The 19,197-nt window shown below is 68.2% G+C and carries 16 protein-coding genes; 5 read left to right on the forward strand and 11 right to left on the reverse strand.

The window, feature by feature from the left end:
- Positions 1-466: 466 nt before the first annotated feature.
- Both OKW76_RS11545 and ppa read left to right on the forward strand, forming a co-directional pair.
- Positions 467-2,374: a M61 family metallopeptidase gene (locus OKW76_RS11545; protein WP_265549034.1), complete on the forward strand. Its 1,908-nt coding sequence runs from the start codon at positions 467-469 to the stop codon at positions 2,372-2,374.
- Between the two features lie 111 nt (positions 2,375-2,485).
- Positions 2,486-3,067, forward strand: a complete 582-nt coding sequence (ppa, locus tag OKW76_RS11550; RefSeq protein ID WP_265549035.1) for an inorganic diphosphatase — start codon at positions 2,486-2,488, stop codon at positions 3,065-3,067.
- A 70-nt stretch (positions 3,068-3,137) separates the two neighbouring features.
- Here the strand turns inward: ppa and OKW76_RS11555 are convergent, their stop codons facing one another.
- Positions 3,138-4,040 carry a DMT family transporter gene (locus OKW76_RS11555; protein ID WP_265549036.1) on the reverse strand — a complete coding sequence of 301 codons (903 nt, stop codon included), beginning with the start codon at positions 4,038-4,040 and terminating at the stop codon, positions 3,138-3,140.
- A gap of 124 nt (positions 4,041-4,164) precedes the next feature.
- On the opposite strand from OKW76_RS11555, the gene OKW76_RS11560 reads away from it, so the two are divergent.
- Positions 4,165-5,448 carry a DUF2254 domain-containing protein gene (locus tag OKW76_RS11560; protein WP_265549037.1) on the forward strand — a complete coding sequence of 428 codons (1,284 nt, stop codon included), beginning with the start codon at positions 4,165-4,167 and terminating at the stop codon, positions 5,446-5,448.
- A gap of 170 nt (positions 5,449-5,618) precedes the next feature.
- On the opposite strand, the gene ispG is transcribed toward OKW76_RS11560, so the two are convergent.
- Positions 5,619-6,743: a flavodoxin-dependent (E)-4-hydroxy-3-methylbut-2-enyl-diphosphate synthase gene (gene ispG, locus OKW76_RS11565; protein ID WP_265549038.1), complete on the reverse strand. Its 1,125-nt coding sequence runs from the start codon at positions 6,741-6,743 to the stop codon at positions 5,619-5,621.
- Between the two features lie 99 nt (positions 6,744-6,842).
- On the opposite strand from ispG, the gene OKW76_RS11570 reads away from it, so the two are divergent.
- Positions 6,843-8,111 (forward strand): acyltransferase family protein, encoded by a 1,269-nt coding sequence (locus tag OKW76_RS11570; protein WP_265549039.1) that lies wholly within the window; start codon positions 6,843-6,845, stop codon positions 8,109-8,111.
- A gap of 4 nt (positions 8,112-8,115) precedes the next feature.
- Here the strand turns inward: OKW76_RS11570 and murA are convergent, their stop codons facing one another.
- Positions 8,116-9,399 carry a UDP-N-acetylglucosamine 1-carboxyvinyltransferase gene (murA, locus tag OKW76_RS11575; RefSeq protein ID WP_265549040.1) on the reverse strand — a complete coding sequence of 428 codons (1,284 nt, stop codon included), beginning with the start codon at positions 9,397-9,399 and terminating at the stop codon, positions 8,116-8,118.
- Positions 9,400-9,520: 121 nt separating this feature from the next.
- Between murA and OKW76_RS11580 the strand changes: the two genes are divergently transcribed.
- Positions 9,521-10,255 (forward strand): Crp/Fnr family transcriptional regulator, encoded by a 735-nt coding sequence (locus tag OKW76_RS11580; RefSeq protein ID WP_265549041.1) that lies wholly within the window; start codon positions 9,521-9,523, stop codon positions 10,253-10,255.
- A 10-nt stretch (positions 10,256-10,265) separates the two neighbouring features.
- On the opposite strand, the gene clpS is transcribed toward OKW76_RS11580, so the two are convergent.
- From clpS to OKW76_RS11620, 8 genes are all read right to left on the reverse strand, one after another.
- Entirely contained in the window at positions 10,266-10,601 is a 336-nt protein-coding gene (gene clpS, locus OKW76_RS11585; RefSeq protein WP_265552941.1) for an ATP-dependent Clp protease adapter ClpS, read from the reverse strand.
- A gap of 125 nt (positions 10,602-10,726) precedes the next feature.
- Positions 10,727-12,805 (reverse strand): TonB-dependent receptor, encoded by a 2,079-nt coding sequence (locus tag OKW76_RS11590; RefSeq protein ID WP_322740086.1) that lies wholly within the window; start codon positions 12,803-12,805, stop codon positions 10,727-10,729.
- Between the two features lie 378 nt (positions 12,806-13,183).
- Positions 13,184-13,723: a cytochrome b gene (locus OKW76_RS11595; RefSeq protein ID WP_265549042.1), complete on the reverse strand. Its 540-nt coding sequence runs from the start codon at positions 13,721-13,723 to the stop codon at positions 13,184-13,186.
- The gene (locus OKW76_RS11600) at positions 13,716-14,018 is read right to left on the reverse strand and encodes an EthD family reductase (RefSeq protein ID WP_265549043.1); all 303 of its coding nucleotides are present in this window, start codon (positions 14,016-14,018) and stop codon (positions 13,716-13,718) included. Before OKW76_RS11600 ends, OKW76_RS11595 begins: the two co-directional genes overlap by 8 nt.
- Before the next feature lie 77 nt (positions 14,019-14,095).
- Positions 14,096-15,094 carry a sensor histidine kinase gene (locus OKW76_RS11605; protein WP_265549044.1) on the reverse strand — a complete coding sequence of 333 codons (999 nt, stop codon included), beginning with the start codon at positions 15,092-15,094 and terminating at the stop codon, positions 14,096-14,098.
- A gap of 146 nt (positions 15,095-15,240) precedes the next feature.
- The gene (gene aguB, locus OKW76_RS11610) at positions 15,241-16,089 is read right to left on the reverse strand and encodes an N-carbamoylputrescine amidase (protein WP_265549045.1); all 849 of its coding nucleotides are present in this window, start codon (positions 16,087-16,089) and stop codon (positions 15,241-15,243) included.
- A 97-nt stretch (positions 16,090-16,186) separates the two neighbouring features.
- On the reverse strand, positions 16,187-17,158 hold the full coding sequence (locus OKW76_RS11615; protein WP_265549046.1) for an agmatine deiminase family protein: 972 nt from the start codon (positions 17,156-17,158) through the stop codon (positions 16,187-16,189).
- Between the two features lie 394 nt (positions 17,159-17,552).
- On the reverse strand, positions 17,553-19,178 hold the full coding sequence (locus OKW76_RS11620) for a M28 family metallopeptidase (protein WP_265549047.1): 1,626 nt from the start codon (positions 19,176-19,178) through the stop codon (positions 17,553-17,555).
- Positions 19,179-19,197: the final 19 nt, after the last annotated feature.

The raw sequence follows: 19,197 nt of genomic DNA on the forward strand, positions 1-19,197 counted from the left end.
AGGTGGCGGTCGCGCTAGCGGCCGTCGGAGGGGGCGGATGGGGGCGGTTGGTGGTTTGCGGTGGTTCGGGTTGCGGGGGGGCATGGGTTGGGGGTGCCACTGCTAGCGTGTCGCTTTCCGCCCCCTCCGTCAGCCTTCGGCTGCCACCTCCCCCTGGCGGGGGAGGATGGATGGGTTTGCGGATCGTTGGGCGAAAGTCGGGGCGTATTCCTCCCCCGCCAGGGGGAGGTGGCGGGCGCGCTAGCGGCCGTCGGAGGGGGCGGATGGGGGCGGTTGGTGGTTTGCGGTGGTTCGGGTTGCGGGGGGGCATGGGTTGGGGGTGCCATCGCTAGCGTGTCGCTTTCCGCCCCCTCCGTCAGCCTTGGCTGCCACCTCCCCCTGGCGGGGGAGGATCAAAGGGCTTTACGTTGCGGCACGGGGGCGCTTTACTGGGCGTTTAGTCCGTTCCCCACTTCCGAAAGCATCTATGCCCCGTAGCCTCGCGTTCGCCGCCCTGTTGCTCGCCACCACCGCCGCCTCGGCGCAGGTGCAGAACACCGCGCCCCAGCCGTTGCCGATCGAACAGACGGTGCCCACCGCGCGCGACGTCGATTATCCCGGCGTCATCAAGCTGGTGGTCGATGCGACCGATATCGAGCGCGCGATCTTCCGGGTGAAGGAGACGATCCCGGTGGCCGAGGCGGGGCGGATGACGTTGCTGATGCCCGAGTGGCTGCCGGGCAACCATGCGCCGCGCGGGCAGATCGAGAAGCTTGCGGGGCTCAAGATCACCGCGGGCGGGCGCGTGGTGCGCTGGACGCGCGATCTGGTGAACCCCTATGCCTTCCACATCGACGTGCCGCAGGGTGCGCGGCAGATCGATGCCGAGTTCGAGTTCCTGTCGGCGACCAAGCCCGACCAGGGGCGGATCGTGATGACCCCGGCGATGCTGAACCTGCAATGGGAATCGGTGAGCCTCTATCCCGCGGGCTATTTCACCCGGCGGATCCCGATCCAGGCGACGGTGAAATATCCCGCCGGCTGGTCGGCGGCGTCGGGACTGCCTTCGACCAAGAGCGGCTCGACCTATGCCTACCAGCAGACCAGCTACGAGACGCTGCAGGATTCGCCGGTGTTCGCGGGCGCGCATTACAAGGAATGGAAGCTTACCGATCGCGTCGACCTCAACGTCTTCGCCGACACGCCCGAGGAGCTGGTGGCGACGCCCGAGCAGATCGCATCGCATCGTCGGCTCGCCGAGCAGGCGGTAAAGCTGTTCGGCGCGCAGCATTACGATCGCTATGAGTTCCTGCTGGCGATCACCGACAAGATGGGCGGGATCGGGCTCGAGCATCATCGCAGCTCGGAGAACGGCGTGACGCCGGGCTATTTCACCGAATGGGACAAGGGGCCGGGCCGCCGCAACCTGTTGCCGCACGAAATGGTGCACAGCTGGAACGGCAAATATCGCCGCGGCGCCGACCTGTTCACCCCCGATTTCGCGACGCCGATGCGCAATTCGCTATTGTGGGTGTATGAAGGCCAGACCCAATTCTGGGGCTATATGCTCCAGGCGCGCTCGGGGATCGTCTCGAAACAGGACACGCTCGACATGCTGGCGTCGATCGGCGCGTCGCTCGACAACCGGCCGGGGCGCGAATGGCGGCCGGTGGGCGATACCGTCAACGACCCGATCATCTCGGCGCGCCGCCCCAAGGGCTGGGTGAGCTGGCAGCGCAGCGAGGATTATTACAACGAAGGGCTGCTGATCTGGCTCGAGGTCGATTCGATGCTTCGCAAGCAGTCGGGCGGCCGCAAATCGATGGACGATTTCGCCAAGGCATTCTTCGGGATGAACGACGGCGACTGGGGGGTGCTGCCCTACACCTTCGAGGAACTGGTCACGACGCTGAACGGCGTGCAGCCCTATGACTGGGCGAGCTTCCTCAACACGCGGCTGACCGAACTCGGCGAACGCGCGCCCTTGGCCGGGTTCGAGGCCAATGGCTATCGCATCGTCTATACCGAGGAGCCGACCGCGTATCTCAAGACGCAGGAAGCCGGCGGGACGCTCGACCTGACCTATTCGCTGGGGATGGCGATCGGCAAGGAAGGCAAGGTTTCGGGGGTGAAGTGGGACGGCCCGGCGTTCGGCGCCGACATCGATGTCGATACCGAGATCGTCGCGGTCAATGGCGCGGCCTATACCCCCGCGCGGCTCAAGGCGGCGGTGACCGCCAACAAGGGCGGCAGGGCACCGATCAAGCTGACGCTCAAGGACGGCGACGGCTTCCGCGAGGCGGTGCTCGATTATCGTGGTGGCCATCGCTATCCGCGGCTCGAAAAGATCGGCAGCGGCGAAGCCGGGCTCGATCGGCTGCTGGCGGCGCGCTGACTGCGACCATTGTCGGCACTTGCCACCGCGCGCTTGTCGCAGCATGGGAACGGCAGGCGGGGTTGGGCGCACGCCGGTGAAAAACCGAGATACTGAACAAGGAAGCAATGCATGCGCATCGATATGGTGCCGGTCGGCAAGAACCCACCGGACGACCTGAACGTCATCATCGAGGTTCCCACCGGCGGCGAGCCGGTGAAATATGAGTTCGACAAGGCCAGCGGCGCGTTGTTCGTCGACCGCATCCTGCACACGCCGATGCGCTATCCGGCGAATTACGGCTTCGTCCCGCATACGCTGAGCCCCGATGGCGATCCGCTCGATGCGCTGGTGATCGCGCGCTCGCCCTTCATCCCCGGCTGCGTCGTGCGCGCGCGGCCGATCGCGGTGCTGAACCTTGAGGACGAGGCCGGCGGCGACGAGAAGCTGGTCTGCGTCCCGGTCGATTCGACCTTCCCTTATTATTCGAACGTCAACGAACGCGCCGACATGCCCGAGATCGTGTTCGAGCAGATCGAGCATTTCTTCACCCACTACAAAGACCTCGAAAAGAAGAAGTGGGTCCGCGTCGGGGTGTGGGGCGATGCCGACGAGGCCAAGCGCATCACCGTCGAGGCGATCGAACGCTATGAAGCGGCCAAGGCCAAGGGCCAGGAGCCGATGAACCACGACGTGGCCGGCCGCGAGGGCTGAGCCGACCCGCCTGTGGTTGCGACAAACCCCGTCGGCGCACACGCGTCGGCGGGGTTTGTCGTTCGGGGCGTCAGGCGATCGCGCTTTCGACGACGGGCTCGGCGATCGGCGGGCGCGCGCGGGCGGCGAGGATGCAGCCCGCGACGATCAGCAGCGTGCCGGCGAGCGTGGTCCAGGTCACCGCTTCGCCGAAGAACAGCCAGCCGCAAATCGCCGCCCAGACGAAGGCGGTATATTCGACCGGGATGAGCAACTGCGCCTCGGCGCGCGCATAGGCCCAGCCCATCGCGATCAGCGAGAGCACCGCCAGCACGCCGGCGCCAAGGATCGCGGGCCAGTCGGTCGCGCGCGGCGCGTCGAGCAGCCAGGGCGCCGCGAGCGCGAGCACGGTGAGCACCGTCAGCGTCTGGAAGAAGCCGATCTCGAGCGGGCGCGCGATCAGCGCCTGCTTGCGCGCGAGGATGAGGTTGTAGGCAAACAGCACCGCCGACAGCAGCACCGCGCCCACCCCCCACAAGGCTTCAGGGTCATAGCTGCCCGACAGCCGCCCGGCGAGGATCACCGCCACCCCGGCCAGCGCGATCACCGACGACACGATCGCCGCGCGGCCGACCGTCTCGCCGAGCAGCAACGCCGCCAAATACAGCGCGATCAGCGGTGCGATGAACGACAGCGCGATCGCCTCGGCGATCGGCAGCACGCCGATCGAATAGAAGAACAACAGCGACATGAAGGTGACGACCACCCCGCGCCAGGCGTGCAGCCGCAGCGCCGCGCGCCCGGGCATCGTCGGCCGCGACAGCCCCCACGCCGTCCCGGCGATCACCGCACCGGCAAGATTGCGCCACGCGACCGCCGAATAGACGCCGATGCCGAGCACCAGCCCCTTCATGATGACGTCCATCACCGAATAGGTCGCGACGCCCAGGCACGCGACGAGGAAGGCGGCGATGGCGGGGGTCGGGCGGGGCATGGGCGTGGGCTTAGCGGGGGGGCAGGGGCGGCGCCAGCGGGCGAGCGGGGGCTGCGCAAAAGCTGCGCGTCAGGCGGGCGAACATCTGCCAGAGAGGGCCTGGGCGATGTAAGCGGAGGGCAATTTGGATTTCTCATCGACATCGGTGGTCAGCCGCGGCAGCTGGCTGTTGCGCAAATGGAGCCGCAAGATCTGGGTGCGCGCCAGCCTGTTCAGCATCGCCGCGATCGCGACGGCGGTGCTGGCGGCGATGGTCGCGCCGTATATCGAGGCCGATCTGCAGATAAAGCTCGCCGCCGATTCGGTGGGCGACATCCTCAACATCCTGGCATCGAGCATGTTGGCGGTGACGACCTTCTCGTTGTCGATCATGGTGTCGGCCTATGCATCGGCCACGTCGAGCGTGACGCCGCATTCGACCAAGCTGCTGCTGAGCGATTCGGTGGCGCAGAACACGCTGGCCACCTTCATCGGCAGCTTCCTGTTCAGCATCGTCGGCATCATCGGGCTGGCGGCGGGGCTGTATTCGGACACCGGCCGGATCGTCCTGTTCTTCGCGACATTGGTGGTCATCTTCGTCATCACCACCGCATTGCTGCGCTGGATCGAGCAGCTCGGCAAATTCGGCCGCGTCGGCGACACGATCGATCGGGTCGAGGCCGCGGCGACCCCGCCGATGTGCGAATGGGGCCGCTCGCACCGGCTGGGCGCGCGGCCTGCGGTGGCGATACCCGCATCGGCGCTGCCGCTTGCCGCGGAATCGACGGGGCACATCCAGCATATCGACATGGAGAAATTGGCGAAGCTTGCCGACGACCATGACCTGACGATCCATATCGCCGCGCTGCCCGGCGCCTATGTCCATGCCGAGCGCGCGATCGCGCAGATCGAGGGGCGCCCCGATGATACGGCGCGCGCCGCCATCGCCGCCTGTTTCTCGATCGGCCGGCATCGCGAATATGATCAGGATCCGCGCTTCGGGCTGATCGTGCTGTCCGAAATCGCCTCGCGCGCGCTGTCGCCCGCGGTGAACGACCCGGGGACCGCGATCGAGGTGATCGGCGCGGGGCTGCGCACCTTGCTGGCCTATGGCGAAGCGTGCGCGAAGCCCGCGGACGATCGCTTCGCGAAACTACACGGGCCGAACCTCGAGGTGAGTGACCTGTTCGATGCGTTCTTCAACCCGATCGCGCGCGATGGCGCGGTGTTGGTCGAGGTGCAACTTCGCCTCCAGTTCGCGCTCGAGGCGCTGGCGGGGAGTGCGCCGGCGCTGTTCGGCGCGGCGGCGCGCGAACAGTCGGCGCGGGCGTCGCGGCGCGGTGCCGAGGCGATGACCGCCGCGCATGACCGCGCCGCGCTGGCGCAGCGCGCGCGGTGGGCTGGGGCGGGCGAGGCGAGCGACCGCTAAAGCCGGGGCGGCGCTGCGGCGTTCCGCTGCTGGTGGTCCCCGTCCCCGCCCCATCGTCACCCCGGGCCTGTTCCGGGTTCACGATTCGGCTTGCGGTGAGGCCGGTGGTTGAGGGAAGCTGGACCCAGGAACAAGTCCGGGGTGACGGGGGAGGGTGGCGGTCGGCGCGCCTATGCCGCGACCACCGCCTTTGCCGCTTCGCTCGCCTCCAGTTCGGCTGCCTTGGCTTCGACCAGCCGGACGATGTGGTCGACCATGCCCTCGTCCTGGACGTGGTGGTCGGTGACGCCCGAGAGGTACACCATGTGCTTGCCGTTGCCGCCGCCGGTGATGCCGATGTCGGTCTCGCGCGCTTCGCCGGGGCCGTTGACGACGCAGCCGAGCACCGAGAGGCTCATCGGGGTGCGGATGTGCTGGAGGCGTTCCTCGAGCTTCTGGACGGTGCGGATCACGTCGAAGCCCTGGCGCGAGCAGGACGGGCACGAGACGACGCGGACGCCGCGGTTGCGGATGCCAAGAGCCTTGAGGATTTCGAAGCCGACGCGGACTTCCTCTTCGGGCTCGGCCGAGAGCGAGACGCGGATCGTGTCGCCGATCCCGTACCACAGCAGGCTGCCCATCCCGATCGCCGATTTGACCGTCCCGCCGACGAAGCCGCCCGCCTCGGTGATGCCCAAATGCAGCGGGCAATCGACGACTTCGGCAAGCTGCTGATAGGCGGCGACCGCCAGGAACAGGTCCGACGCCTTCACCGCGACCTTGAATTCGTGGAAGTCGTGGTCCTGCAGTAGCTTGATATGGTCGAGCGCCGATTCGACCAGCGCCTCGGGACAGGGTTCGCCATATTTTTCGAGCAGGTGGCGCTCGAGCGAGCCGCCATTGACGCCGATCCGGATCGCGCAGCCATTAGCCTTGGCGGCGCGCACGACTTCGGCGACGCGTGCCGACGACCCGATATTGCCGGGATTGATCCGCAGGCAGGCGGCGCCCGCATCGGCGGCTTCGAGCGCGCGCTTATAGTGGAAATGAATGTCGGCGACGATCGGCACGCGCGCGGCACGGACGATCTGGCCGAGCGCCGCGGTGCTTTCGACATCGGGGCACGACACGCGGATGATGTCGACGCCGGCATCCTCGCAGCGGCGGATCTGCGCGATCGTCGCGGCAGGGTCGCTGGTCGGGGCGTTGGTCATCGTCTGGACGGTCACCGGCGCGTCGCCGCCGACGGGGACGTTGCCGACCATGATCTGCCGGCTGCGGCGGCGGGTGATGTCACGCCATGGTCTGATCGACATGAGAAATCTCGCTAACGGTTCGGTTACCTGGGGGCATCTATAGCGGCGACGGGCGCCGCACGAAAGCGCGCGCCCGGTATCGAGGCCAGACCAGTGCAGATGGAGGCGATTGCCGGGATCGACAACCGGGCAGGCCAGCGCCACTACGGCCTCGACTGGCTGCGCATCGCCGCGTTCGGGCTGCTGATCCTCTATCATATCGGCATGGTCTTCGCACCCTGGAGCTGGGTGATCGATACCCAGCGCAGCTATCCCGCGCTGATCCCGCCGATGGCGCTGCTCACCCCCTGGCGGCTGGCGTTGCTGTTCGCGGTGTCGGGCTATGCCTCGCGGATGTTGCTGCTGCGATCGGGCGGCGTCCGCGGCTTCGTGGCGTCGCGCAACCTGCGGCTGCTGGTGCCGCTGGCGTTCGGCATGGTCGTGCTGGTGCCGATCGAGATGTGGATTCAGATCGTCGATCATGGCTATCCCGGCAGCTATTGGCGCTTCTGGACGCGCGATTACTGGCGCGTGGGGGCGTTCTGGGGCGAGGCCTTCCCGAGCTGGGAGCATCTGTGGTTCGTCGTGTATCTCTGGGCGTACACGATGATCGCGGCAGCGCTCGTCGCGCGCGGGTCGGTGCCCGGGGGCGGCGCGGTGCGCTGGCTGCTCCAGGGATGGCGGCTGTTGTGGGTGCCGATCGCGGCGATGGGCGCGGTGCGGCTGGCCTTGTTGTTCACCGTGCCCGAGCAGCAGGGGCTGTTCAGCGACTGGCCGGGGCACGCGACCTTTTTCCCCAGCTTCCTGTTCGGCTTCACGCTGGCGGCGCAGCCGCGGCTATGGGCGGGGATCGACCGGCTGTGGAAGCCCGCGCTCGGGATCGCCGGGCTGGCGGGCATCGTCGTGGTCGCGACCGAGCTTCGCTACCAGGGCGAGACGGTGCCGCCGCATCTGGTGATGATGGCCGATCGCTTCGCGCGGGTGGCGATGGGCTGGGCGATGATTCTGGCGCTGTTCCACCTCGCCGACCGCCACTGGAACCGCGATCATCGCTGGCGCCGGACGCTGGGCGAGGCGGTGTTCCCCTTCTACCTCGTCCACCATGTCGCGATCGTGGTGATCGCGTGGGGGACGCTGCGGTGGGGGCTGGGGCCATGGGCCGAGTTCGCGATCCTGCTCGGCGGGACCGCGGCGGTGTGCACGGGGTTCTATCTGGTCGGGCGGCGGGTGCGCTGGTTGCGCCCGCTGGTGGGGCTCGCAACTTCCTCCCCCGCGGGGGGAGGGGGACCGCGTAGCGGTGGAGGGGGCTTTCCGCGACCAATGCCGCTTGTGGCCCGCCCCCTCCACCATGCTTCGCATGGTCCCCCTCCCCCTGCGGGGGAGGATTGAGGGCTTAGCCGTCGCCCAGGCGTTCGATGTCGGCGCCGACGCCCTGGAGCTTTTCCTCGAGCCGCTCATAGCCGCGGTCGAGGTGGTAGATCCGGCTGACCTGGGTTTCGCCCTCGGCGGCCAGGCCGGCGATGATCAGGCTCATCGAGGCGCGAAGGTCGGTCGCCATCACCGGCGCGCCGATCAGCGGGGTACGCCCGCGCACCACCGCCGAACGCCCGGTCACCTGGATGTCGGCGCCCATCCGCGCGAGCTCGGGAACGTGCATGTAGCGGTTCTCGAAGATCGTCTCGGTCAACAGGCTCGCGCCCTCGGCCTGGGTCAGCATCGCCATGAACTGCGCCTGCATGTCGGTGGCGAAGCCGGGAAAGGGCGCGGTCGACAGCGTCAGCGGCTTGAGGCCGCCCGCGGCTTCGATGAACAGCGAATCGCGGCGTTCCTCGACGGTGACCCCCGCCTCGACCAAGGCGGCGATCGTCGCGCGCATGTCGGTCGCGCTCGCGCCGACCAGCTCGACCGCGCCGCCTGTGATCGCCGCGGCGCAGGCATAGCTGCCCGCCTCGATCCGGTCGGGCATCACGCGATAGGTCGCGCCGTGCAGCCGGTCGCGGCCCTCGATCGTGAGCGTCTCGCTGCCGATGCCGGTGATCGATGCGCCCATCGCCAGCAGGCAGTTGCACAAATCGACGATCTCGGGCTCGCGCGCGGCGTTCTCGATCACGCTGGTGCCCTTGGCGAGCACCGCGGCCATCAGCGCGTTCTCGGTCGCGCCGACCGACACGATCGGGAAGCTGACGCGGCCGCCCGGGAGACGCCCGCCCGGAGCGGTGGCCTTCACATAGCCCGCCGCGAGCTCGATCTCGGCGCCCAGCGCCTCGAGCGCCTTGAGATGCAGGTCGATCGGGCGGTTGCCGATCGCGCAGCCGCCGGGCAGCGACACCGTCGCCTCGCCCGCGCGCGCCAGCAGCGGCCCCAGCACCAGGATCGACGCGCGCATCTTGCGGACGATGTCATAGGGCGCAATCGTCGAGGTCAGCCGCTGCGCGCGCATCGTCATCACCCGCCCGAAATCGGTGGGGTGCGCACCCTCGACCATCGTCGAGACGCCGAGCTGGTTGAGCAGATGGCCGAACCCGTCGACATCGGCGAGCCGCGGCAGGTTGCGCAGCGTCAGCGGCTCGTCGGTGAGCAAGGCGCAGGGCATGAGCGTGAGGGCGGCGTTCTTGGCGCCCGAAATGGCGATGCGGCCTTGCAGGCGGTTGCCGCCGCGAATGATGATACGATCCATGCGCGGCTTCTATCGCACCCGAACCGCGGCGCAAGCTTCGCATTCACGGACCATCGATCGACAAGATCGCCGCAATCCGGGACAAGCTGGAGTGGCCGGCACCAACAAGGGGAAGCACCGCGTGGATGGAAGTTGTTTCGCCGATGTGTTGAGCGTCCATATCGCGCTCACCCAGAACGAGATCGACGCGCTGGCGCGGCTCGAGGAGCGCAACCGCACGCTCAAGCGCGGGGCGGTGCTGCGCCGATCGAACGATGCGGGGAACGAATTGTTCGTGCTGCGCAAGGGCTGCATCATGACCTATGTCATCCTGGGCGACGGCGCGCGGCAGATCCTGCGCTTCCATTTTCCCGGCGACATGCTGGGGCTGTCGTCGATCCTGTACCAGGAAGCCCCCGAGACGATCTGTGCGCTGTCAGAATGCGTGGTCTGCCCGTTCGAGAAATCGGGCTTGAGCGAACTGGTCGAATTGCATCCGCGGCTGGCGGCGATGATCCTGGTCTATGGCCAGATCGAGCGCGTGGCGCTGACCGACCGGCTCGCGGCCTTGGGGCGCACCTCGGCCAAGGCGCGGGTCGGGTCGCTGCTGCTCGAGCTGCGCAACCGGCTGCGCGCCGCCGACCGCGAGATCGGCGACGGCTTCGTGCTCGGGCTGACGCAGGAGGAGATTGGCGACGCCACCGGGCTGACCGCGGTCCACGTCAACCGGATGCTGCGCCAGCTCGAGGAAGAGGGGATGATCGCGCGCACCGGCGGCAGGGTGACGATCCGCGACGAAATCGCGCTGACCGCGGCAAGCAACTATGTCGATCGCTACGAGGGACTCGATCTCAGCTGGCTGCCCAAGGGGCGTTGAGGCTGGGCGCTCAGGCCTTTTCGAGCGTGCATTGCAGCGGGTGCTGGTTCTGGCGCGCCAGGTCCATCACCTGGCTCACCTTGGTCTCGGCGACCTCGTAGGTGAACACCCCGCACACCCCGACGCCCTTCTGGTGGACGTGGAGCATCACCTGCGTCGCTTCTTCCATGCTCATGCGGAAGAAACGCTGGAGGCACAGCACGACGAACTCCATCGGGGTGTAATCGTCGTTGAGCATCAGCACGCGATAGGGGGTGGGCTGTTTAGTCTTGGTCCGCGTCCGCGTCGCGACGCCCAGCGAATCGCGACCATTGTCATTGTCGCGCTCGTCGCCGTCTTCGGCCATCAGCATCGGCGGATTGGTCAGGGTCAACATCACGTCCTGAAATATGGCATTTGGGGGCATGAGGGCAAGGGTGCCGATGGGGCGGGTACGCGGTTTCGCGCCCGACCCCGGCGGCAGCCCTTCGCTCAATCGAGCGCGGCGCGGACGCCGATCCACAATTGGCGCGGGCGCGCGCGTTCGAGTGCGGTGCCGCTGAACCCGGTTTCGACCCGCGCGTCGAACAGATTTTCGGCGCGCCCCTCGATCGCAAGGCCCTGCGCGACGGGCACCGCCAGCACCGCGTCGAGCGTCAGCGCGTCGCCGAGCGAGCGGCTGTTCTGGTCGTCCTCGAACTGTTCGCTGACATAGCGCAGCGCAGTCGAGGCGACGAAGCCGTCCTTCGCCCAGCCGATCGTTCCCGCCGCCTGGTGCGCGGGCACCTGCGCGGGGCGCAGCCCGTCGAGCGCGGGGGCGAGCGGGCCGGCTGTGACGGTCGCGTCGGCATAGGCATAGGACAGCCCCAGCGTGAAGCCGCCCAGCCGCGCGCGCCCGTCGATCTCGACCCCGCGCGATTCGATCGAGTCGAGATTGTCGCGCCGGCGGTAGAAGCCCGCCGCCGAGACGAAGCCGACCCCGGGGAAGGTGCCGGGCCCCGCCGCGACGGTGACGTTGGCGATCGCGTCGTTCAGCCGGTTGGCGAACACCGTCGCCGCCAGCGTGAAGCGGTCGTCGAAGGCGAAGTCGATCCCCGCCTCGACCCCCTCGAGCGTTTCGGGCGCGAGCTCGGCATTGGCGGCGGTCGCGTCGGCGCCCGCGCGGAAGGGGCGGTACAGCTCGTTGGGGGTCGGCAGCCGCCAGCCGCGATACACCGCGGCGCGAACCGTCAACGGCGCCGCGACGGCATAGGCCAGCCCGAAGCGGCCGGTCGGCTCGGTGCCCGATCGATCGGCGAAGCGCGTGTCGGTCAGCGTCGCCCCGGTCGCCAGCGTCGCCTCGAACAGCCGGCCATCCTCGATCCACCAGCCGTCGAGCCGGCCATTGGCATCGATCCGCAGGTCGCCGAGCGTGGCCTTGAGGTCGACGAAGCCGCCCAGCGTGCGCGTCGTGCCCCCCGCGACGCGGCGGCGGGTGGGGAGCGCGTTGACGAAGGTGTAGCGCTCGCGCGTCTCGCCCGAGGTTTCGCGGACATCGCCGCCCAGCCGCACCGCGAGTCGCTCGCCCAGCGGCGGGGCGATCTCGAAGCGCGCGCCAAGCCCGGTGGCTGGGGTGTTGTACTGGTCGAGCGTTTGGGTCGAGGCGCTGCGATCGGCGGCAATCGAGGCGAAGCTGCTGGCGAAGCGCCGCGTCTGGACATAGCCGAGCGCCGACCAGCCCCAGCGCCCGCGCCCGACCAGCCGGACGCTGGCATCGGCGCCGTCGCTTTCGATTCCGGTGAAGGCTTGGCCGCGCTCGCGGCGGTCGGTGAAGCCCTGGACCGTCGCCTGCAATTCGGTGTTGGGGGCGATGGCGATCACCGTCCGCGCCGAGGCGTTGAACTGTTCATAGGGCGCGGGCCGATCGGCGGCGCCGCGATCCTCGGCGACGATCGGCACGAAGCCGTCGCCGCGCGCATAGCCCGCGGTGAAGCTCGCAAAGCCGTTGTCGCGCACCAGGCTCGCCGAGCCCTGCGCATCGACCGCGTTGCGCTCGCCATAGAAGATGTCGGCGGTCAGCGGCGACAGCTGGTCGGGGGTCGCGCTGGTCATTTCGATCACGCCTGACAGCGCGCCCGATCCCCACAGCGCGCTGCCGCCGCCGCGCTGGACGCGGACCTGGCCGAGCCGCGAGGGCGCATAAGCGGGAAAGGCGACCCAGCCCGCGAACGGATCGGCCTGCGGCACCCCGTCGAGGATCAGCAGCGCACGGCTCGAGGCGTTGCCGCCGATGCCGCGCAGCGTGATCCCCTGGCTGGTGGGGTTGGCCGATCGCGAATCGGCGCGGCGGAATGACTGGATGCCCGCGATGTCGGCCAGCGCATCCTCAAGCCGGTTGCTCGCGGTGCGCGTGAGCCGATCGCGGTCGAGGATCGCGATCGCGTCGGAGCGCGGATCGACCTCGGCGATCCCGCGCCCGGTGACGACGATGTCGGGCAGCGGCGATGCCGGCGCGGGTTGCGCGGTTTGCGCCAGCGCAGGGGCGGCGGTGCCGGCGAGCAGCAGGAAGGCGAGCGGAAGGGGGGTGCGCAAGATGCCGGAACTCCGTAGCGGTGCGCCGGCGGGTGCATCGTCGGCGCGCCGCGGTCAACCATCTTGGCGCGCGTGAGGTCGGGCACCCGTCAACGACCGTTTCGGTGGAAGAGCCGAACGACTGACTAGGGTGGGACGAGGTTTCCCGATCGTCACCCCGGACTTGGTCCGGGGCCCACCGAGCCGCAGGGTGCTACCGATATGGTTGGAGGACCAAGCCCGACGGCAAGGTCCTTCCACGCCGGCCAGGCCCGAATATGGCGGGCGGTTATAGCGGTTTGACCGGATGCGGGGGGCGCTCGTTCATCGGCGGCATCATCCGTGGCACGGCAGACCCCGGAACAAGTCCGGGGTGACGAGGAAATGCTCCGCCCCCGTTTAGCCGAGCATCCGGCGCAGTACGCCGTCGCGCAGCACGAGATGGTGGCGCAGCGCCGCGGCGATGTGGCCGAGTGCGGCGGCGATCATCACCCAGCCGAGGATCTCGTGCCCCTCGCGCGACAGCCCGACGATCGCATCGTCGCGGGTCAATGCCAGCTTGGGCACGCCGAACAGGTCGAACCAGGTGAGCGGATATTTGCCCGCCGAAGAAAAGACATAGCCGGTGAGCGGCAGTGCTAGCATCAGTCCATAGAGCAGCACATGCACCGCCACCGCGATCCGCGCCTCGCGGCGCGAAACGCTCGCGGGAAGCGGCGGCGGCGGGTTCATCAGCCGCCAGCCGATGCGGATGAGCGCCAGCGCCAGCAGCGTCAGCCCGATCGACTTGTGCAGCCCGACGGTCTCGTAGCCGGCATCCTCGAGCGTATCGCTCAGCAGCCCCAGCGGCAGATTGACCAGGATCAGCGCCGCCATGCTCCAGTGGAGGAAGCGCGAGACCGAGCCATAGCGGCCGGCGGGGTGGCCCGCGTCAGCCATGCTGCAGGAAGTGCATGGCGGGTTCGATATCGGTGAAATTGGGAACGTCGCCCATGATCCCGGGCGCTTCGGGCGAAGCGAGCGCCGCCTGCAGCGCTTTGTCGTCGCGGAAGCTGAGCACCGCCACCGCAGTGAACCCGCTGTCACCCGCGGCGCTGGGGTACAGCGCCTGCGCGTCGGTCAGGCCATATTTCGTCCAGCCATCGCGCACCAACGGCATGTGCGTCGCGGTGTAATAGGCTTCGTCGAACCGCGCGCCGTCGCGCTTGGGATAGGTGACCAGAACGACGTGCATCGACGATACTCCTTGGGGGCGCGCGGCCAATGTACCGATCGATCCGAACCGAGTCGATGAATGCCGCGCAATTCCTATCAGGTCAGCCGATTGCGCTTGATACGTAATGTTACGATCAGCCCGCCTTCGGACCAGTCATAGTCGATCGACCCGCCGAGCTGGCTGGTAACGCTGCGCCGGACCAGCTGGCTGCCGAACCCCTCGGGCTGGCTCGGCGCCTCGACCGGGGGGCCGCCGCGCTCGGTCCAGGTGAGGACGACATGATCGGCCTCGGACACGCTGGCGATGTCGAGCGTCCCCGTCTGCTGCGACAGCGCGCCATATTTCATCGAATTGGTCGCGAGTTCGTGGATGATCAGCGCGATCCCCGTCGCGGCGTTCTCGCTGACGCCGAGCCGCTCGACCGCAACACGGATCCGGCCCTTGAACGCGCCCAGATCGTCATAGGGGGCAAGCAGGATCGAGATCAGGTCGCCGAGCAGCGCCGCCCCCCCCTGGCCGTTGGGCAATGGTCGCACCAGGTCGTGCGCACGCCCGAGCGCGGTCAGTCGCCCGGTGAGTTCGCCCGCCATCTCGGCGGTGTTCGATGCCGAACGCGAGGTGATCGCGGTCAGCCCGCTGGCGATCGCGAGCAGATTCTTGACGCGGTGGCTCATCTCGCCGGCGAGCAGTTCATGCCCCTCTTCGGCCTGCTTGCGCCCGGTGACGTCGAGGAAGATGCCGAACATCGTGCGGCCGACGATGCCGACATCCTCGCCCTGGCCGCGTGCGGCGATCCAGCGGACCTCGTCGCCGATGAGGATGCGGAAATCGGTCTCGTACGCGCCCAGCGTCGCGCGCGTCGCGGCAAAGGCCGATCGCACGCGGTCGCGATCAGCGGGGTGGATCCGCGACGACAGCTCGGTGAAGGTAACCAACTCGCTCCACGGCACGCCCCACAGCTCGAAGCCGCGCTTGTCCATCGTCAGCTGGTCGGTGTCGACGTTCCAGGCCCATAAGGCGACGCCCGCGGCGTTGACCGCCAGGCGGAAATGATCGGGTTGCCACTCATGCGCCTTGGGTAGTTCGGCGGGCATGCGTACCTCGGTTTGTTGAATGGGCCGGGTGGTTTAGCGCCTACACCGCAGGACGCATTCAGCTACCGTTAACCGCTCGATTTTGGGCGTCGAGTCCTATTCAACATATGTTGGTTTAACACCATCGTTGATCGACCGTCGGCGGATCAGACGTCCTCGACCAGCCGACGGTACAGATCGGGCCGGCGATCGCGGAAAAAGCCCATGCCCGCGCGGTTCTTCTTCACCCGCGCCAAATCGAGCGTCGCGGTCAGCACCCCGGTTTCCTCGGCGCCGAACTCGGCGAGCATCTCGCCGAACTCGTCGCAGATGAAGCTGTGGCCGTAAAATGCCTGGCCATGCTCGACCCCGATCCGGTTCGAGGCGACGATAGGCACGACGTTCGACACCGCATGCCCGAGCATCGCGCGCCGCCACATGTGGCGCGTGTCGAGCGTCGCGTCGTGCGGCTCGGCGCCGATCGCGGTGGGGTAGAACAGGATTTCGGCGCCCATCAGCATCATCGCGCGCGCGACTTCGGGATACCATTGGTCCCAGCACACCCCGACGCCGAGGCGGGCGGCGGGGCCGTCCCACACCTTGAACCCGGTATTGCCCGGGCGGAAATAGAATTTCTCCTCATAGCCCGGGCCGTCGGGGATGTGGCTCTTGCGATAGACGCCTTGCACGCCGCCATCGGGGCCGATCATCGCCAGCGAGTTGTAGTGATGCGGCCCGTCGGCCTCGAAGAAGCTGGTGGGGATGTAGAGGTTCAGCTCGTCGGCGAGGCGCTGCATCGCCAGTACCGCCGGGTGCTCGGTGACGGGGCGCGCGGTGGCGAACCATTCCTCCTCCTCGGTGCGGCAGAAATATTCGCCCTCGAATAGTTCGGGGGGGAGGACGACCTGCGCGCCCTTGGCATGTGCCTCGCGGACGAGGTCGGTGACCGCGGCGATATTGGCGTCGAGGTCGGGGCCGAAGGCCAGCTGCATCGCGGCGACGGTGATGGTGGTCATCTATTTCTCCTGCCCCGTTCGTTTCGAGCGTAGTCGAGAAACCGAAGTTCGCGCTCCATCAGCGTTTCTCGACTTCGCTCGAAACGAACGGCTGTTCTTAAATCCGCGGCAATTGCTGGCTGATGCAGTGGAAGCTCCCACCACCCGTCAGGATATGGTCGGCGCGCAGCCCCACCGCCTCGCGATCCGGGAACAGCGCCTGCACCGCCGCGACCGCGGCTGCGTCGTTGGGCATGCCATAGGTCGGCACCGCGACCACCGCATTGCCGATATAGAAATTCATATAGCTCGCCGGCACCACCTCGTCGTCGACGATCACCCGGCCGGGCGACGGCAGGCGGACCACCTCGACCCCGAACGCCTCGGCGCGGCGGACCGCGTCCTGGTAGATCAGCCAATTGGGGTCGTTTTCTTCCGGGCTGGGGATCGCCAGCCGGTTGACCCCGACGAAGCGCGCCAGATTGTCGACATGGCCGTCGGTATGGTCGTTGACCAAGCCGTCGCCCAGCCACAGCACGCGGTCATAGCCGAGATCGGCGAGCAGCCGCGTTTCGGCTGCGTGCTGCGACAGCGCGGCGTTGCGGTTGCGGTTGAGCAGGCATTGCTCGGTCGTGACGACCAGCCCGGTGCCGTCGCCGTCGATCGCGCCGCCCTCGACCACCCAGTCGCAGGTCGCGAAGCGCAGGCCCTGCCGCTGCGCGAGCCGCGCGCCGACATCCTCATCGCCGGGAAAGTGGAACTTGCCGCCCCAGCCGTTGAAGCCGAAGTCGCGCGCGCTGCCGTCGCCGGTGACGATCGCCGCGGTATCGCGCAGCCAGACGTCGCCAAAGGGTTCGACGATCAGCTCGACCTGCGCGTCGATCAGCGGGCGCGCGGCGGCGGCGGCTTCGTCGTCGGCGGCCACCAGCAGCACGCGCTCGCCGCGGCCCTTGGCGGCGATGGCATTGGCAAAGGCAGCGGTCTCGGCGCGCGCGCCTTCGAGCGGCGGGCCCCAGATCTCGGGGTGGCTGGGAAAGCCGATCCACACCGCATCATGCTGCGCCCATTCGGGGGGAGGGGGGAGAGTCATGGCGCGCGATGTAATGGGGGAAGCGGTTTGAGGGAAGCACCTTTCCCCCTCCCTTTCAGGGAGGGGTAGGGGGTGGGTAGAGGCCTGGCGATACGACGCCGGCACCGCGTGGCCCGACCGTATCGCGAGCACGCGACCCTGGCAAAGCGTCTTCTCCCCTCCCTTTTAGGGAGGGGTAGGGGGTGGGTAGGGGCCTGGCGATACGGCGTCGGCACCGCGCGGCCCCGCCGTATCGCGGACGCGCGATCCGGGCAAAGCGTCTTCTCCCCTCCCTTTTAGGGAGGGGTCGGGGGTGGGTAGGGGCCTGGCGATACGGCGCCGGCACCGCGCAACCCCGCCGTATCGCGAGCACTCGACCCACCCCCAGCCCCTCCCTTTCAGGGAGGGGAGCAGGTTACTCCCCCGCCCGGCTCTTGTCGCGGATCGCTCGGAATTCGTCGCCGGCCACCCAGTTGGGCCAGGCATCGCTCGTCGCCAGCGCGCGGCCGACGGCGTAGTACAGGTCTAGGTCGCGCTGCACCCCGTCCCAGCGCCACGCGGGATCGAACTCGTCCTGCGGGCCGTGATAGGCGTTCTTCTCATACGCAGCGGCATAGGCTTCGCCCGCCGCGACGCCGCCTTCGACCAGATCGTTGCCGCCATCGACATACAGCATCGGCACGCCGTGCTTGGCGAGGCTGAAATGGTCCGATCGGTAATAATAGCCCTTCTCCGGCGTCGGCTCGGGGCTGGCGACGCGGCCTTGCGCCGCCAGCGCGCGGTTCAGATACCCGTCGAGCTCGGACTTGCCCGCGCCGACCACCGTCACGTTCTTCGCCGGACCCGCCATCTGCAGCGCGTCCATGTTGACCCCGCCGACGGTCTTGGCGTGCGGATAGACCGGGTTGTCGCCATAATAAGCGCTGCCGAGCAGCCCCGATTCCTCGGCGGTCACCGCCAGGAACACCTGGCTGCGCGGCGTCGCGCCCGCTGCCGCATTGGCCTTGGCGAGCGCGACCAGCGCGGCGGTGCCCGTCGCATTGTCGATCGCGCCGTTGCAGATGTCGTCGCCATCGGGCGCCGCCTCGCAGCGGCCCAGATGGTCCCAATGGCCGGTATAGAGCACGACCTCGTCGGGCTTGGCGGTGCCCGGCAGGATGCCGATCACGTTCTTCGAGGCGTGCTTGCGGACCTGATTGTCGAAGCTCACCGACGCCTTCACCCCGGTCAGCGGCACCGGCTTGAACCCCTTGCGCGCGGCGGCGGCGGCGAGCTGATCGAAATCCTTGCCCGCACCCGCGAACAGCGCCTTGGCCTGATCGAGCTGGATCCAGCCGATCGCCTTGCTCTCGCTCGCGCCGCCATCGGCGCTGTCGGCCAATTGCTGCGCGCCGGTCCAGCTCGACTGGACGACGTTCCAGCCATAGGCGGCGGGCGCGGTCTGGTGGACGATGATCGCGGCGGCGGCGCCCTGGCGCGCGGCTTCTTCGTATTTGTAGGTCCAGCGGCCGTAATAGGTCATCGCGCGGCCGCCGAAGTCGCCGGTCGTGTCCTTGTTCGCCCAATCGGGATCGTTGATCAGGATGACGACGGTCTTTCCCTTCACGTCGATCCCGGCATAGTCGTTCCACCCGCGTTCGGGCGCGTTGACGCCATAGCCGACGAAGACGACGTCCGAATCCTTCAGGTCGATGCGCGGGGTGACCTGATAGGTGCCGACCACCATCTGCGGGCCATAGGCGAGGCTCATTGGCGCCTTGCCGCCGGTGAAGCGGAGCGGCGACACGTTGCGCGCGGTGATCTCGACCAGCGGGACGTCCTGGAACCAGCTGCCGTCGTTGCCGGGCTTGAGCCCCGCCGCCTGGAATTGCGCGACGAGATAGGCGAGCGCCTTTTCCTCGCCCGCGGTGCCCGGCGCGCGGCCTTCGAACTCGTCGGAGGACAGCGTCTTCACCGCGTCGCGGAAGGTGTCGATCGGCACCGTCTGCGCGCTGGCGGCGGTCGAGGCGAGGAGGAGGCAGGCGAGAGGAAGAATACGCATCGGATACTCCGGTAGGGAG

Source organism: Sphingomonas sp. S1-29 (assembly GCF_026167545.1).
In the GTDB taxonomy this organism is placed as follows: domain Bacteria; phylum Pseudomonadota; class Alphaproteobacteria; order Sphingomonadales; family Sphingomonadaceae; genus Sphingomonas.

Excerpts from the sequence above, each read along its gene's own strand:
- OKW76_RS11545 (WP_265549034.1), top strand. The coding sequence starts at position 467 with ATGCCCCGTAGCCTCGCGTTCGCCGCCCTGTTGCTCGCCACCACCGCC.
- ppa (WP_265549035.1), top strand. The coding sequence starts at position 2,486 with ATGCGCATCGATATGGTGCCGGTCGGCAAGAACCCACCGGACGACCTG.
- OKW76_RS11555 (WP_265549036.1), bottom strand. The coding sequence starts at position 4,040 with ATGCCCCGCCCGACCCCCGCCATCGCCGCCTTCCTCGTCGCGTGCCTG.
- ispG (WP_265549038.1), bottom strand. The coding sequence starts at position 6,743 with ATGTCGATCAGACCATGGCGTGACATCACCCGCCGCCGCAGCCGGCAG.
- OKW76_RS11570 (WP_265549039.1), top strand. The coding sequence starts at position 6,843 with ATGGAGGCGATTGCCGGGATCGACAACCGGGCAGGCCAGCGCCACTAC.
- murA (WP_265549040.1), bottom strand. The coding sequence starts at position 9,399 with ATGGATCGTATCATCATTCGCGGCGGCAACCGCCTGCAAGGCCGCATC.
- clpS (WP_265552941.1), bottom strand. The coding sequence starts at position 10,601 with ATGGCCGAAGACGGCGACGAGCGCGACAATGACAATGGTCGCGATTCG.
- OKW76_RS11595 (WP_265549042.1), bottom strand. The coding sequence starts at position 13,723 with ATGGCTGACGCGGGCCACCCCGCCGGCCGCTATGGCTCGGTCTCGCGC.
- OKW76_RS11600 (WP_265549043.1), bottom strand. The coding sequence starts at position 14,018 with ATGCACGTCGTTCTGGTCACCTATCCCAAGCGCGACGGCGCGCGGTTC.
- OKW76_RS11605 (WP_265549044.1), bottom strand. The coding sequence starts at position 15,094 with ATGCCCGCCGAACTACCCAAGGCGCATGAGTGGCAACCCGATCATTTC.
- aguB (WP_265549045.1), bottom strand. The coding sequence starts at position 16,089 with ATGACCACCATCACCGTCGCCGCGATGCAGCTGGCCTTCGGCCCCGAC.
- OKW76_RS11615 (WP_265549046.1), bottom strand. The coding sequence starts at position 17,158 with ATGACTCTCCCCCCTCCCCCCGAATGGGCGCAGCATGATGCGGTGTGG.
- OKW76_RS11620 (WP_265549047.1), bottom strand. The coding sequence starts at position 19,178 with ATGCGTATTCTTCCTCTCGCCTGCCTCCTCCTCGCCTCGACCGCCGCC.